Source organism: Pseudomonas lundensis, assembly GCF_001042985.1.
Lineage (GTDB): Bacteria > Pseudomonadota > Gammaproteobacteria > Pseudomonadales > Pseudomonadaceae > Aquipseudomonas > Aquipseudomonas lundensis.
The window spans coordinates 121,053-135,245 of sequence record NZ_JYKY01000010.1 but is presented as its reverse complement, the minus strand read 5'-3'; the positions used below and the strand labels follow the sequence as shown (position 1 = coordinate 135,245).

Sequence of the window (14,193 nt, the reverse complement as noted above, 5' to 3'; positions counted from 1 at the left end):
CCTCAGATACCCTGTTCGACAAATGGCACAGTCAGGGCCAGCGCGGCGTCCAGAGCAGCAGCATCAACACCGCCACCTTGCGCCATGTCCGGGCGACCACCGCCCTTCCCGCCCACTGCCGCAGCGGCCTGCTTCATCAAATCCCCGGCTTTGAGTTGGCCGGTCAGGTCTTTGGTTACGCCTGCAACCAGCACGACCTTGTCTTCATAAACCCCACCCAGCAGGATCACTGCACGGCCGAGCTTGTTCTTCAGCTGATCCACCAGCGCCAGAAGCGCCTTGCCATCTTGACCGTCCAGGCGAGCGGTCAGGACTTTCACGCCTTTGATGTCCACAGCCGACGCCGACAGATCGTCGCCAGCCGCGCTTGCGGCCTTGGCCTGCAATTGCTCCAGTTGCTTCTCCAACTGACGGTTACGTTCCAGCACCGCCGAGAGCTTGTCGACCAGGTTTTCGCGCGAGCCCTTGATCAGGTTCGCCGCTTCCTTGAGCTGCTCTTCAGCGGCGTTCAAGTAAGCCAGTGCGCTCGCACCGGTCACCGCTTCAATTCGACGAATACCCGACGCCACGCCGCCTTCGCTGGTGATTTTCATCAGGCCGATATCGCCCGTGCGTTGGGCGTGAATACCGCCACACAGCTCCACAGAGAAATCGCCGCCCATGCTCAGCACGCGCACGTTGTCGCCATACTTTTCGCCAAACAGCGCCATGGCGCCTTTTTGCTTGGCGGTTTCAATGTCGGTTTCTTCGGTTTCCACCGGTGTGTTCTTGCGAATCTCGGCGTTGACGATGTCTTCCAGGGCCTTGATCTGCTCAGGCTTGATGGCCTCGAAATGGCTGAAGTCAAAACGCATGCGCTGACTGTCCACCAACGAACCTTTTTGCTGAACATGCTCACCCAGCACTTTGCGCAATGCAGCGTGCAGCAAGTGCGTGGCCGAGTGATTCAAAGCCGTCGCGTGGCGCACATCGGCATCAACCTGAGTCTCGACGGTTTCGCCCACTTTCAGGCCGCCCTTGGCAACCACGCCGTGGTGCAGGAACGCACCGCCGGTTTTCGTGGTGTCACGCACGTCAAAGCGCGCAGCACCCGCCTGCAGGTAACCACAATCACCCACCTGACCGCCGGATTCAGCGTAGAACGGCGTCCGGTCGAGCACGACCACACCTTCATCACCTTCATTCAGGGTCTGGACCGACTGACCTTCTTTATAGAGGGCCACCACCTTCGCCGAACCGTGCGTGGCGTTGTAGCCGATGAACTCGGTCGGCACCTCCACCTTGACCAGCGTGTTGTAGTCCAGGCCAAACGAACTGGCCGAGCGGGCACGTACCCGCTGAGCTTCCATTTCACGTTCAAAACCGGCTTCGTCGACCGTCAGGTTGCGCTCACGGGCGATGTCCGCCGTCAGGTCCATCGGGAAACCGTACGTGTCATACAGCTTGAACACCACGTCGCCCGGCACCACGGTGCCTTTTAGGTCAGCCAGATCCTGCTCCAGGATTTTCAGGCCCTGTTCGAGCGTCTTGGAGAACTGCTCTTCTTCAGCCTTGAGTACGCGCTCGATGTTGGCCTGTTCGCGCACCAGCTCGGGGAAGCTGGCACCCATTTCAGCCACCAGCGCAGCCACGATCTTGTAGAAGAAGTTGCCGGTCGCGCCCAGCTTGTTGCCATGGCGGCAAGCGCGACGAATGATGCGACGCAGCACGTAGCCGCGGCCTTCGTTGGACGGCAATACGCCATCAGCAATCAGGAAGCTGCACGAACGAATGTGGTCCGCCACGACTTTGAGCGAAGCTTGACCTTCATTGGCGCAACCAATGGCGTCGGCGGCGGCTTTGAGCAGGCTCTGGAACAAATCGATGTCGTAGTTGGAATTGACGTGCTGCATCACCGCACTGATCCGCTCCAGGCCCATGCCGGTGTCTACCGACGGCGCTGGCAACGGATGCAACACGCCATCGGCGGTGCGGTTGAACTGCATGAACACGTTGTTCCAGATTTCGATGTAACGGTCGCCGTCTTCGTCTGGCGAGCCTGGCGGGCCACCCCAGATTTCAGGGCCGTGATCGTAGAAAATCTCGGTGCAGGGACCGCACGGGCCGGTATCGCCCATGGTCCAGAAGTTATCGGACGCGTACGGAGCGCCTTTGTTGTCGCCAATGCGGATCATGCGCTCGGCGGGTACGCCGACGTCTTGGGTCCAGATGTCATAGGCTTCGTCATCGCTGGCGTAGACGGTCACCCACAGCTTGTCGGCAGGCAGCTTCAGCACGCCAGTGAGGAAGGTCCAGGCGAAATTGATCGCGTCTTTCTTGAAGTAATCGCCAAAGCTGAAGTTGCCGAGCATTTCAAAGAAGGTGTGGTGACGGGCGGTGTAACCGACGTTTTCCAGGTCGCTGTTCTTGCCACCGGCACGCACGCACTTCTGGCTGCTGGTTGCACGGGTGTATGCACGCTTTTCCTGACCCAGGAAGCAGTCCTTGAACTGGTTCATCCCCGCGTTGGTGAACAGCAGGGTCGGGTCGTTATTCGGCACCAAGGAGCTGGAAGGGACACGGGTGTGACCTTGCTCCTCGAAGAAGCGAAGGAAGGCTTCACGGATTTCTGCGCTTTTCATAGGTTCTTCCACGGAGGCTGAGGCCAGAGGCAAGTCAATCAGGTCGGTCGACAGTGCGACTCGCAAAGGGCCGCATTATATCGGCCCTGCGCCCTGGGTACAGCGTGTTTATACGATAGGCACCCTCAATTGGACGGGTTACGCACTCATTGCCGGTTAAATTCGTCCAGAACCGTGACCACTTGCTCAATTTGCCCGCGGCTGACGTCCAGGTGCGTCACCATGCGCAGGCGCGGGGCGGCGCTCAGCTTGATGCCGCGCGTGGCGGCAAAGGCTTTGAGCGCTTCGGCGCGGTCGCCCAGATCGGCGTACACCATATTGGTCTGTACCGGCTCGACGTCATAACCGCAGGCACGCAGCCCGTCAGCCAGATACTGCGCATTGGCATGGTCATCCGCCAGGCGCTGCACCTGATGATCCAGCGCATACAAACCGGCCGCGGCCAACTGCCCGGCCTGACGCATTCCCCCGCCGACCATTTTGCGCAGGCGTCGGGCCCGGGCAATCAATTCGGCCGAGCCGCACAGCACCGAGCCTATCGGCGCGCCCAACCCCTTGGACAAACACACCGACACCGAGTCGAAGTGGCGGGTAATGTCGGCGGCGTCCACCCCCAGCCTGACGGCTGCGTTATACAGCCGCGCGCCGTCCAGGTGCAGTGCCAGCCCATGCTCGCGGGTCAGGCGACTGGCCGCCGCCAGGTACTCCAGCGGCAGCACTTTGCCCTGCATGGTGTTTTCCAGGGCCAGCAAGCGGGTCCGGGCGAAATGGAAGTCATCCGGCTTGATCGCGGCTGCTACCTGTTTCAAATCCAGCGAGCCATCGGCCTGAACCTCCAGCGGCTGCGGCTGGATAGACCCCAGTACCGCCGCCCCGCCACCTTCGTATTTATACGTGTGGGCCTGCTGCCCGACGATGTATTCCTCGCCCCGCCCGCAATGCGCCATCAGGGCCAAGAGATTGCTCATGGTCCCGGTGGGCACAAACAGGACCTGTGCAAACCCGAGCCTGTGCGCCACCTCGGCTTCCAGGTGATTGACCGTCGGGTCTTCGCCATACACATCATCCCCGAGCGGCGCAGCGGCCATGGCCTCACGCATGCCAGGCCCGGGTTGAGTCACGGTGTCACTGCGAAGATCGATAACAGTCATTGGAAGCCTCGGCCAAAGGAGATAAGCACTGGATGCTAAGCGGTGAATAACCTGTCGAACAAGAGGCGTGCGGGTTATGGCGAGATGAATCAAACCGTATTGCTCGAACCGGCCGCTAAAACCATCAGAAATTTCGATGACCATTAGCAAAAAGCATCGATGCATCCCTGAAACATTTGTGATACAAAATGCCCGCCGCCAGAAAGGCTGGCGGCAACGTTCTCAGGGCGGGGTGTAACTCCCCACCGGCGGTAATTGCGCGCAATGCGTATAGCCCGCGAGCGCTTGGCAGGTCCCAAAGCTACGGCTGACGGCCTGGCAAGGTCAGCAGACCCGGTGTGATTCCGGGGCCGACGGTCATAGTCCGGATGAAGAGAGAACGGGATTGGCGCCAAAGGGCCGTCAGTCGGACAGGTCAGTGTCGAGGTTACTTGCTCGCGCGGCCTGTCTGGACGCACCCTTAAATCCCATTCGATTCATATGCCCTGTTTTTCACACAAACAGGAGTCTGAACATGCAACCCACCGCAATCGACAGCAAAAGCAAAAACCACCACAACGAGCGCGTCGCGTTCATTCAGGCCAGCTGGCACAAAGAAATCGTCGATCAAAGTCGTAAGGGCTTTCTGGCCGAGATGCTTGAACAGGGCTATCAGGAAAGCGACATCGACTTCTTTGAAGTCGGCGGTGCCTTCGAGATCCCGCTGCATGCCAAGCTGCTGGCCAAGACCGGTCGCTATGCAGGCATTGTGGGCGCGGCACTGGTGGTGGACGGCGGCATCTATCGCCACGACTTCGTCGCGCAGTCAGTCGTCAGTGGCCTGATGCAAGTGCAGCTGGAAACCGAAGTCCCCGTGTTCTCGGTCAGCCTGACCCCGCATCATTTCCATGCGGGCGAAGAGCACCAGAAGTTTTTCTTTGACCACTTTGTGCACAAAGGCCAGGAGGCGGCGAAAACCTGCGTCGATACCCTGCAGAAAATCCGTCATATCAAGCGTCTCGATACCCAGCAAAAACGCGCGGTATAACGCCTGAATTCCCGACTGCCCCGCCTGCGGGCCGTCGGGATCGCGCACTAACTATCTAAAGCACCTGCAAGCCCTCAACGCGTTTCAATCGTTGCCACTGGGAACCCCCAGACGTTTGAACACACTGCGATGGAGTCTTGCCTATGTGCCCTTCCCCCCCTTCAGCAACAGCGGGTCCCGAACCTGCACGCCATCAGTTTGATATAGACGGCGGCGACACAGCACCGCCGGAACTGATCGAAAAAACCGTTTCCAGCCCCACACCGCACGCCCCCCAAACCACCACCCGAAGCCTGCTGCACCTGAGCACGTATGCCTCGATCGTGCGCTACGTCACTGAGGGTGTGTTTTTCGAAAGACCTGTTGACCGGCTGGAGTTCCGCTCTACAGCGCCACGTTCGTCCATCTTCGTGACTCAAGGCGAAAACGACACGATCGTGATTGACCTCAACCACCAGCGCTTCAACATTCGCCCCGCCAGCAGCCGACAGATCATCGAACTCCACACCTCACACGGTGACGACACGGTGTATGTCGCCAGCGCCTTCAAAAATCCGTTTCATATCCAAACCGGTGACGGCAATGACACCGTGGTCACCCTCGCGAAAAAATCAAACGTCATCACTGGGGCTGGCGACGACATGGTGATGACCGGCGCCGGGCGCAGTTATATCAATACGGGCCAGGGCAATGACATCGTGAATGTCAGTGGTTCAGGCACTACCACGGCTTATCTGGGCAGTGGCGCCGACTTTTTCCGGGGAGATGCAGGCAGGGTCTTTGTGGATGGCGGTAAAGGTGACGACGTCCTCATCGGTGGGCAGGGCCATAACATCATCAGTGGCAACGACGGGGATGACCTGATCACCGCAGGCCCGGCCACTAACGTGATCTACACGGGCGCCGGGCAAAACATCCTCGACAACATCAAGGACACGGACCGGATCTTCACAGGCAGCGACATTACATCCCTCTCAGAAGGCAGGATTACGCCCGACACGCAAATTGGAACGGTTTTCAAGGTCACGTCACAGCCACTGTCCGAGACTGGACTGATGATCGAAGGCAGCGACATGTTCACTGAGCGGGTTCAGGACGACCTCAGGTTATTGCTCGGCTCTGCCAATGGCCATCAACTGTTAAAGGCACTGACCAAAAGCATCCGTGACAGCAAAAAACCCATCACCATTGCCGAGTTCAAGCATGTGCGAAACGGCCTGTATGTCCCCACTTTGAATGACGGCACCGCCTTCGTTGTATCGGGAAGGCCGGGTACGCGGGCCTATGGCGGCACGGTTTACTACAACCCGACCTATTCAGAAACCGAAGACATCCCGCTCGCAACGCTGTATCACGAATTGTGTCATGCCTATAACTTTGTAACAGGCTCGGTCTTCGAGGGGATGAGCCCTGACGGCCACAGCGGGACCAAGTCCGCGCCCATGGTCAATAACCTCGAACTGCAGGTCGTTGGGCTGCCGTGCAATGTTGAACCGTTTGACTTCGACGCCGACCCGTCGCCCCCCGCCCGCGTCACTAACCCAACCCCCTACACCGAAAATGCGTTACTCGAGGAGCGGGGCCTGCAACTGCGCAAAACCTACATTTATTACGCCAATGATTGATCCAGCAACGCTTCGGACGCAGGCTCAATAATGATTCCGGCGCGCAGGCCACTCTTGACCTTTGGATTGGGAAAGATGATCCGCGCGCCCTTTTCTTCAATGATCCAGCGGGTTTTCCCGGCATCTTCGGCCAGCAAATAACCTTTGGGCAACTCTGAAAAGTTCTCAACATCGGCCGGCAAATGCAGGATGAACGCCTCGCTGTGCTTGATCACTTCCCGCGCCACACTAAACAGCTGCAAACCGTCCAGCGACGCCTCTTCCAGCGACGGCTCAGTGCCTTCAATGATCTGTTTCAAACGTTGTTCAAGACGCTCGACATTGACCCCGGCGTTGTGCCCAAACGGCCGCGCTTTGCCCAGCTCAAGAGTGAACGCCTCGGCATTCAGTTGTTCACAGGTGAAGGCACTGAAGACAATCGACGGTTTGCTTTGCAACAAGACCGCTTCCATCCCCGCCGCGCGCAGACGCGCGAGTTCGCGACGTGAAGGGGCGCGCCCCTCCTTGAACGGATACAAGGCAAATTGTTCAAGTTTCGAACCGCGAATGGCGGTGTGCAGGTCATAGTGCAAACGGGTCCGGCCAGCCAGGCTGAAAAACGCCGTGGCCAGTTGCTCCAGTTCACAGGCGCGCAGGGCTTCAGAGCCGCAGCTGCATTCGTGACGGCCGTTAAACAACCGGTTGAGGTCCTCCTCGACAAAACGATCACCGGTGCGCATGGCACCCGGATTGCCGAACAAGAACAAAATACGTGCACGCGGTTTGATGTCTCCCCGTGCGATGCCTTGCAACAGGCGATCGAGCAGTTCGATCGGCGCTGTTTCGTTACCGTGAATGCCCGCTGACAAGAGTAAATCCAGACCCGTGTCCTGACCACCGGGCGGCGTCACCTCCAGCGCACCCTCGCCTAGCCAGCGCAATCGCACGCCATCGGCCGTCAGTTGAATTTTCTGGGCCGGTTCGCGACCGGCCAGGGTCAGTTCAAGCAGTTTGCCGAGGGCGAGCATAGTGCATCCTTAATCAGTGATTGCAGTCCGGGCCGTGGACGTGACCGTCTTCGTCATCGCTCATGTCAGCCGGTTCCATTTCCAGTTGCAGGCTCACCAGGTTGGTGGCCAATGGACGCAACAGCAGGTTGGCATATTCGGCGTCGCCTTCTTCCACGTCTACACCGATCAGCAACTGGCCGCGGCCGTCTTGCTGAATCCACAGCTCTTTGCCCTGCCACATGACCGCCACGCGGGTGCAGGACGTTTGCAATTGCGTGCCGTCGGTGTCTTCAAGGATCAGCTGCAGGGAATCGCTCATAGTTTCGTACTCAGTGAAAAGTGGAGTGGCCAGGACCGGCATCAATGCCGGTACAAGGCGCTATTCAATTGATCTGGAATGGATAGACCGCGCCCAGTTTAAGGATTTGCGTCAGTTCATCCAGTGCCGTCCGGCATTCAAGCAGCAACTGCGGGTCCGCCAGATCGCTTTCGCGCAGCGCATCGCGGTAGTGCGTGTTCACCCAGCGGGTGAGCGTGCCGTACAACGCGGGCGTCATGATAACCCCCGGATTGACCGCCGCCAGCTCTGTTTCTTTCAGTGCGACCCGCAGCCGCAGGCAAGCCGGGCCGCCGCCGTTCTGCATGCTTTGCTTGAGATCGAACACCTTGACCTCACGGACCGGCCCGCCACTGGCGGTCAGGCTTTGCAGGTACTGCCAGACGCGCGGGTTGCTGCGGCACTCTTCTGGCACGATCAGCAGCATCGAACCATCGGCGCGGCTCAGCAATTGACTGTTGAACAGGTACGAACGCACGGCATCTTCAACGGCCACCTGGTCGCGAGGCACACTAATAGACTGGAAGGCCGCCCCACGTGCCTGCAGCTTGCCGTGCAATTCGGCCAGCACGTGCTCGGTGTTCAGGAAGGCATCCTGGTGATGAAACAGCAGTTCGCCATTCCCCACCGCAATGACGTCGTTATGGAACACGCCCTGGTCGATGACAGCCGGGTTCTGCTGCGCGAACACCACGCCCGCGTCACTCAGGCCGTGCAGCCGCGCGACCGCCTGAGAGGCCTCAAGCGTCTGGCGTGCCGGGTATTTCTGCGGGGCCGGGTAACGGCTGTCGAACGCGCTGCGCCCATAGACAAAGAATTCAACGCCCGCTTCGCCGTATGAACGGCAGAACCGGGTGTGGTTGGCCGCGCCTTCGTCACCAAATTGCGCCACGGCCGGCAAGGCTGCGTGGTGAGCAAAATGCTCAGGGTCCGCAAACATTGCCCCTAGCACACGGCTGGTGGTCGGGTGTTCGATGCTGCGATGGAACTTGCAGTTAAGGTTGGCGGCAGTGAAATGCACGCGCCCGTCTGCCGTGTCGGCACTCGGGCTGACCGTCGCTGCGTTGGCCACCCACATGCTCGATGCCGAGCAACTGGCCACCAGCAAGGGCATGGCTTCTTTCGCCGCTTTTTCAATGACCTGCGCATCGGTGCCGCCAAACCCCAGGCTGCGCAAGGCGGCCACGTCCGGACGCTCTTGCGGAGCCAGAACGCCCTGAACAAAGCCCATATCCATCAGCGCTTTCATTTTTTCCAGGCCTTGCAGCGCGGCTTCCCGGGGGTTGGAAGCCTGCTGGCTGTTGCTCTGGGACGCGACGTTGCCGAAGGACAACCCGCCGTAGTTATGGGTCGGCCCCACTAAACCGTCAAAATTGACTTCAAAGGACTTCATCAGCGAGGCTCCGGCAAACGGTTTTTATAAGCACTTCAAAATGACAAACGTACGCCCGGCGTCAGCGCCGTCGGTAACGCGAGGGTCGGCGTTTCCAGCGAGGCCACCGGGTAAGCACAATAATCAGCGGCGTAATACGCACTGGCACGGTGGTTACCCGAAGCGCCGATTCCGCCAAAAGGCGCGCTGCTGGCAGCCCCGGTCAACTGCTTGTTCCAGTTGACGATGCCGGCACGGCTTTCGAGCCAGAACTGCTGATAACGCGCTTCGGAATCGGACAGCAAACCGGCAGCCAGACCAAAGGCTGTGTTATTGGCCTCCGCTATCGCGGCGTCGAAATCAGCGTAACGGATCACTTGCAGCAACGGGCCGAACAACTCTTCATCGCTACGCTCACTGACTTCGGTCACATCGAGGATGCCCGGCGTAAGCAGCGCGGCATTGCTGTCTGGCTGACTCATTTCGAGCAGGGCCACCGCCCCGCTACCGAGCAGTACTTCTTGCGCATCCATCAGGGCCCGCGCGGCCTGCAACGAAATGACCGAGCCCATGAATGGCGCAGGCTGCTGATCGAACGCACCCACTTCAATGCGCTGGCTGACCTCGACCAGACGCGTCAGCAGGCTGTCGCCCCAGGCGCCTTCGGGCACCAGCAAGCGGCGCGCGCACGTGCAGCGCTGACCGGCTGAAATAAAGGCTGACTGAATGATCGTGTACACCGCCGCTTCAACGTCAGCCACCTGATCGACCACCAGCGGGTTGTTGCCGCCCATCTCCAGCGCCAGGATTTTGTCCGGGCGACCGGCAAACTGCTGATGCAAGGCGTTACCGGTGCGACTCGACCCGGTGAAGAACAGGCCATCGATACCCGCATGGGCCGCCAGCGCAATACCGGTGTCGCGCGCGCCTTGCAGCAGGTTCAGCACCCCGGCAGGCAGACCGGCTTCGATCCAGCACTTGACGGTCAGCTCGGCCACTTTGGGTGTCAGCTCGCTCGGTTTGAAGACCACGCAGTTACCGGCCAACAGGGCCGGAACGATGTGACCGTTAGGCAGGTGCCCCGGAAAGTTGTAAGGGCCGAACACCGCCACCACGCCGTGGGGCTTGTGCCGCAGCACGGCCGTGGCATCCCCCAGCAGGCCGCTCTTCTCGCCCGTGCGCTCACGGTAGCTTTGAACCGAGATGGCCACCTTGTTAATCATGCTGGTGACTTCAGTGGCCGATTCCCACAGCGGCTTGCCGGTTTCCTCACCGATGCAGCGCGCCAGCGCGTCGGCGTTGGCCTTGAGGCTGTCGGCAAAGGCTTCCAGCACTTTCAGGCGTGCGTCGAAAGAACGTTTGGCCCAGCCCGCAAACGCCTGACGCGCTGCGTTGACGGCGGCATCCACCTGGCTGGCATCGGCGCCCTGGCCTGACCACAGCACCTGCTGGGTGACCGGATTCAGCGATTCAAAGGCTTCGCCCTGCCCGTTTTGCCATGCGCCTGCGATGTACAACGTGCTCATTATTGCTTCTCCCGTGGGGCCACTGGCTGGGCGGATAACGTCACCGCGCGCACTTGATCGCCAGCGCTCAATTGCAGGCGCTTGGCAGTCATCGGATCGACCACCAGCGTGCCCGCGGCCAGACGCGCCGGGGCGGCGGTGATGCGGCAGTCCTCGCGCTTGCGGTTGTGAATCAGGTAAGGCGTGGCGTCGTCGCCCGGTGTGCCAATGGCCAGCACCAACGCTTCGCTTTCGCGCACCGCCCGGATTTTGTCGGTCTCGCACTCCACCGCCGGGCCCGCGTCAAAGATATCGACGTAGCCCTGATAGCTGAACCCTTCGCTTTTAAGCATGTTCAGGGCCGGCTCGGTGTGGGTGTGCACCTTGCCGATCACGGCGCGCGCGTCTTCGGACAGGAAGCAGGTGTACACGGGAAACTTGGGCATCAGCTCGGCAATGAACGCTTTGTTACCGACCCCGGTCAGGTAGTCGGCCTGGCTGAATTCCATTTTGAAAAAGTGCCGACCCAGGCTTTCCCAGAACGGCGAACGCCCGGCTTCGTCAGACATGCCGCGCATTTCAGCAATGATCTTGTTGCCAAACAGCTCGGGGAACTCGGCGATGAACAGCATCCGCGCCTTGGCCAGCAAGCGGCCATTCAGGCCGGTGCGGTGATCCGCGCCGAGAAAGAGCGAGCACAGTTCCGAATTGCCGGTCAGGTCGTTGGCCAGAAACAGCGTCGGAATTTCGCGGTAAATATTCAGTTCTTGCGACGCGCTGACGGTCAGCCCGACGCGAAAGTTGTACCACGGCTCACGCAGGCCCACGGCGCCGGCAATGGCCGAAATACCGACCACCTTGCCGTCGTCGTCTTCCAGTACAAACAGGTAGTCGGCATCGCCGCGTTCGGCTTCACCGCGAAAGGTTTTCTCGGCCCAGGTCACGCGGTGCAGCAGGCGTTCTTCATTGGCGGGCAGCGTGGTCAGACCGGTTCCCGTGCTGCGGGCCAGTTCGATCAGGGCAGGTAAATCGCTGTTGCGTACAGGACGAACGATCATGCTATCTCCTCATGCAGGGCTCGCTGACGAACCCCGCGAAACTCGCTCTAAAGCGTTAAACCGCAACCACTCGCACGCTGGCACCTTCGCCAACGCCCAGGGCTTCGGCCGCTTCCATGTCCAGCGTGACCGGCTTGCCCGGCGCCCAATCAAGCTCCAGCAACACGGCGCGGTAGTCCTGAAGCTGCGCATTGGCCACCAGGTACTGGCGGCCGCCGCCTTTGCACGCTTCACCGATTTTCACCGGCACCACGCGGCTTTGCGCAATCGAACGAATACCCGACACCCGCGCATGCAGGGTCGGGCCACCGTCGAAAATGTCGATGTAATGATCGGTTTCAAAGCCTTCGCGCATCAGGATGTCAAAGGTGATCTGCGCCCGCGGGTGCACTTGGCCCATGGCTTCTTGCGCGGTGTCGGGCAGCAGCGGCACGTAGATCGGGTAATGCGGCATCAGCTCGGCAAGGAAGGTCCGGCTTTTCAGCCCGCACAAGCGCTCGGCGGCGGCGTAGTTGAGGTCGAAGAAGTTGCGGCCGATGGCATCCCAGAACGGGGAGTCGCCATTTTCGTCGCTGTAGCCGACGATTTCCGTCACCACCGAGTCGGCAAAGCGCTCCGGGTGGTTGGCGACGAACAGCAGGCGGCCACGGGAATTGAGTTCGGCAAACGTCGAACCCACCAGCTCCGGGACCACGTAAAAACTGGTCAGCAGGCTGTTACCGGTCAGGTCGTGGCACTGCGACAGCACATGGATCTTGTTGTGAATCTTCAGCTCGCGGGAGGCGTGAACGAAGGTCTCGTTACGGAAGCTGTAGAACGGCTCCGAGTAACCGGCCGACGCCACGATGGCCGAACAGCCCACCAGCGTGCCGGTGGCCGTGTCTTCGAGGACGAAGAAGTAACTTTCTTCACCATTGAAGCTCACCTCGGCGGCGAACGATGCCTCGGACGCGGCGATCTTGTCGCGCAGGCGTTCCACATCGTCCGGCAATGAAGTGACACCAATCGGGCTGTCCGCAGCCAGACGCTGTACCTCGCCCAGGTCAGCCATTTGCGCAGGGCGCATCACCAGCATGGTGTCACTCCTTAATTCTTGAAATAGAAAGAAACGAAGAAAACCCTGAGGGGAGCGCGCAGGCACGCGCCCCTCAGGGGGGGCCGATCAGGCTTGAGTCAGTGTCTTCACGGCTCGTTCAAAGCGGTCCAGACCGTCTTTGATATCGGCCTCGTCCACCACCAGACTCGGCGCAAAGCGCACCACGTCCGGGCCCGCTTGCAGGATCATCAAGCCTTCCTTTTCGGCGGCATTGAAGATGTCCTTGGCTTTGCCTTTCCAGGCATCGCTCAACACGCAGCCGAGCAGCAGGCCCAGCCCCCGCACCTGTGTGAACAGGCCGTATTGCTGACCGATGGCTTCAAGACGGGTCTTGAACTGGTCATGCTTGGCTTTCACACCGTCCAGTACTTCAGGGGTATTGATTACGTCGATCACCGCATTGCCCACCGCACACGCCAGCGGGTTACCGCCGTACGTGGTGCCGTGCGTACCGACCACCAAGTGCTTGGCCAGCGACTCGGTGGTAAGCATGGCCGCAATCGGGAAACCGCCGCCCAGGCTCTTGGCGCTGGTGAGGATGTCCGGAGTCACGCCGTAGTGCATATAGGCAAACAGCTCGCCCGTACGGCCCATGCCGGTTTGCACTTCATCGAACACCAACAGCGCGTTGTGCTGATTGCACAGGTCACGGGCGCCTTGCAGGTAAGCCTGCTCGGCAGGCAACACGCCACCCTCGCCCTGTACCGGTTCCAGAACAACGGCGCAGGTCTTGTCGGAAATGGCCGCTTTGAGCGCGTCCAGATCATTGAACGGTACGTGGGTGATGCCGGTGATTTTTGGCCCGAAGCCGTCGGAATACTTTGACTGCCCGCCCACGTTAACGGTGAACAGGGTGCGCCCGTGGAAGCTGTTGAGCGCGGCAATGATTTCGTATTTTTCAGGACCAAAGCGGTCATGGGCCACACGGCGTGCGAGCTTGAAAGCCGCTTCGTTGGCTTCAGCGCCCGAGTTGCAGAAGAACACGCGCTCGGCGAAGGTCGAATCCACCAGTTTTTTGGCCAGGCGCAGCGCCGGCTCGTTGGTGAACACATTGGACACGTGCCACAGGTTGTTGGCCTGCTCAGTCAGCGCACCGACCAGTGCCGGATGCGCATGGCCCAATACGTTAACGGCGATGCCACCCGCGAAATCAATCAGCTCGCGGCCCGACTGGTCCCACACTCGGGAACCCGCACCGCGCACAGGAATGAAGGCCGCAGGTGCGTAGTTGGGCACCATGACCTGATCGAAATCGGCGCGTTGCACCGGGGCTTGCTCAACGGACATCGGAGTCTCCTGAAGAGGAACGCCTGCCTAAACTGGCGAGCGATGGGGGGATTGTAAGGACACGTGACCATCACGCCTTGCCGCCAAGCGACAACTTCTTATAGCGCTCAACCACGATTTTCCCA

The 14,193-nt window shown here is 60.1% G+C and carries 11 protein-coding genes and 1 riboswitch; of the genes, 2 read left to right on the top strand and 9 right to left on the bottom strand.

The features are described 5' to 3' along the window. Positions 1-2: 2 nt before the first annotated feature. Together alaS and ltaE are read right to left on the bottom strand one after the other, a co-directional pair. Positions 3-2,621, bottom strand: a complete 2,619-nt coding sequence (gene alaS / locus TU74_RS10675; protein WP_048376412.1) for an alanine--tRNA ligase — start codon at positions 2,619-2,621, stop codon at positions 3-5. Positions 2,622-2,767: 146 nt separating this feature from the next. Beyond that, the gene (gene ltaE, locus TU74_RS10670; RefSeq protein WP_048376411.1) at positions 2,768-3,772 is read right to left on the bottom strand and encodes a low-specificity L-threonine aldolase; all 1,005 of its coding nucleotides are present in this window, start codon (positions 3,770-3,772) and stop codon (positions 2,768-2,770) included. Positions 3,773-3,986: 214 nt separating this feature from the next. After that, a riboswitch (FMN riboswitch) is annotated at positions 3,987-4,157 on the top strand. A 129-nt stretch (positions 4,158-4,286) separates the two neighbouring features. Here ltaE and TU74_RS10665 point away from each other — a divergent pair. After that, the gene (locus TU74_RS10665; RefSeq protein WP_047276954.1) at positions 4,287-4,799 is read left to right on the top strand and encodes a 6,7-dimethyl-8-ribityllumazine synthase; all 513 of its coding nucleotides are present in this window, start codon (positions 4,287-4,289) and stop codon (positions 4,797-4,799) included. A 143-nt stretch (positions 4,800-4,942) separates the two neighbouring features. Beyond that, the gene (locus tag TU74_RS10660; protein ID WP_053069992.1) at positions 4,943-6,424 is read left to right on the top strand and encodes a M91 family zinc metallopeptidase; all 1,482 of its coding nucleotides are present in this window, start codon (positions 4,943-4,945) and stop codon (positions 6,422-6,424) included. Here TU74_RS10660 and astE read toward each other — a convergent pair. The 7 genes from astE to TU74_RS10625 form a co-directional block, all read right to left on the bottom strand. Further along, positions 6,409-7,431, bottom strand: coding sequence for a succinylglutamate desuccinylase (astE, locus tag TU74_RS10655; RefSeq protein ID WP_048376409.1), 1,023 nt, complete (start codon positions 7,429-7,431; stop codon positions 6,409-6,411). The genes TU74_RS10660 and astE overlap by 16 nt on opposite strands. Positions 7,432-7,444: 13 nt before the next feature. Further along, a complete protein-coding gene (locus TU74_RS10650; RefSeq protein WP_047276959.1) occupies positions 7,445-7,732 on the bottom strand; it encodes a hypothetical protein in 288 nt (95 codons plus the stop codon). Between the two features lie 64 nt (positions 7,733-7,796). Further along, complete coding sequence (gene astB / locus TU74_RS10645; protein ID WP_047276960.1) at positions 7,797-9,143, bottom strand: N-succinylarginine dihydrolase; 1,347 nt, start codon at positions 9,141-9,143, stop codon at positions 7,797-7,799. Positions 9,144-9,178: 35 nt separating this feature from the next. Continuing rightward, on the bottom strand, positions 9,179-10,651 hold the full coding sequence (gene astD / locus TU74_RS10640; RefSeq protein ID WP_169894669.1) for a succinylglutamate-semialdehyde dehydrogenase: 1,473 nt from the start codon (positions 10,649-10,651) through the stop codon (positions 9,179-9,181). After that, positions 10,648-11,685, bottom strand: a complete 1,038-nt coding sequence (gene astA, locus TU74_RS10635) for an arginine N-succinyltransferase (protein ID WP_047276965.1) — start codon at positions 11,683-11,685, stop codon at positions 10,648-10,650. Before astA ends, astD begins: the two co-directional genes overlap by 4 nt. 55 nt (positions 11,686-11,740) lie before the next feature. Beyond that, on the bottom strand, positions 11,741-12,760 hold the full coding sequence (gene aruF / locus TU74_RS10630; RefSeq protein ID WP_047278117.1) for an arginine/ornithine succinyltransferase subunit alpha: 1,020 nt from the start codon (positions 12,758-12,760) through the stop codon (positions 11,741-11,743). Between the two features lie 87 nt (positions 12,761-12,847). Further along, positions 12,848-14,068 carry an aspartate aminotransferase family protein gene (locus TU74_RS10625; protein ID WP_048376405.1) on the bottom strand — a complete coding sequence of 407 codons (1,221 nt, stop codon included), beginning with the start codon at positions 14,066-14,068 and terminating at the stop codon, positions 12,848-12,850. Positions 14,069-14,193: the final 125 nt, after the last annotated feature.

Bases quoted from the DNA above. Each gene is read 5' to 3' on its own strand.
- astE (WP_048376409.1), bottom strand. From the start codon at position 7,431: ATGCTCGCCCTCGGCAAACTGCTTGAACTGACCCTGGCCGGTCGCGAA.
- ltaE (WP_048376411.1), bottom strand. From the start codon at position 3,772: ATGACTGTTATCGATCTTCGCAGTGACACCGTGACTCAACCCGGGCCT.
- TU74_RS10660 (WP_053069992.1), top strand. From the start codon at position 4,943: ATGTGCCCTTCCCCCCCTTCAGCAACAGCGGGTCCCGAACCTGCACGC.
- astA (WP_047276965.1), bottom strand. From the start codon at position 11,685: ATGATCGTTCGTCCTGTACGCAACAGCGATTTACCTGCCCTGATCGAA.
- alaS (WP_048376412.1), bottom strand. From the start codon at position 2,621: ATGAAAAGCGCAGAAATCCGTGAAGCCTTCCTTCGCTTCTTCGAGGAG.
- aruF (WP_047278117.1), bottom strand. From the start codon at position 12,760: ATGCTGGTGATGCGCCCTGCGCAAATGGCTGACCTGGGCGAGGTACAG.
- astB (WP_047276960.1), bottom strand. From the start codon at position 9,143: ATGAAGTCCTTTGAAGTCAATTTTGACGGTTTAGTGGGGCCGACCCAT.
- TU74_RS10625 (WP_048376405.1), bottom strand. From the start codon at position 14,068: ATGTCCGTTGAGCAAGCCCCGGTGCAACGCGCCGATTTCGATCAGGTC.
- TU74_RS10665 (WP_047276954.1), top strand. From the start codon at position 4,287: ATGCAACCCACCGCAATCGACAGCAAAAGCAAAAACCACCACAACGAG.
- TU74_RS10650 (WP_047276959.1), bottom strand. From the start codon at position 7,732: ATGAGCGATTCCCTGCAGCTGATCCTTGAAGACACCGACGGCACGCAA.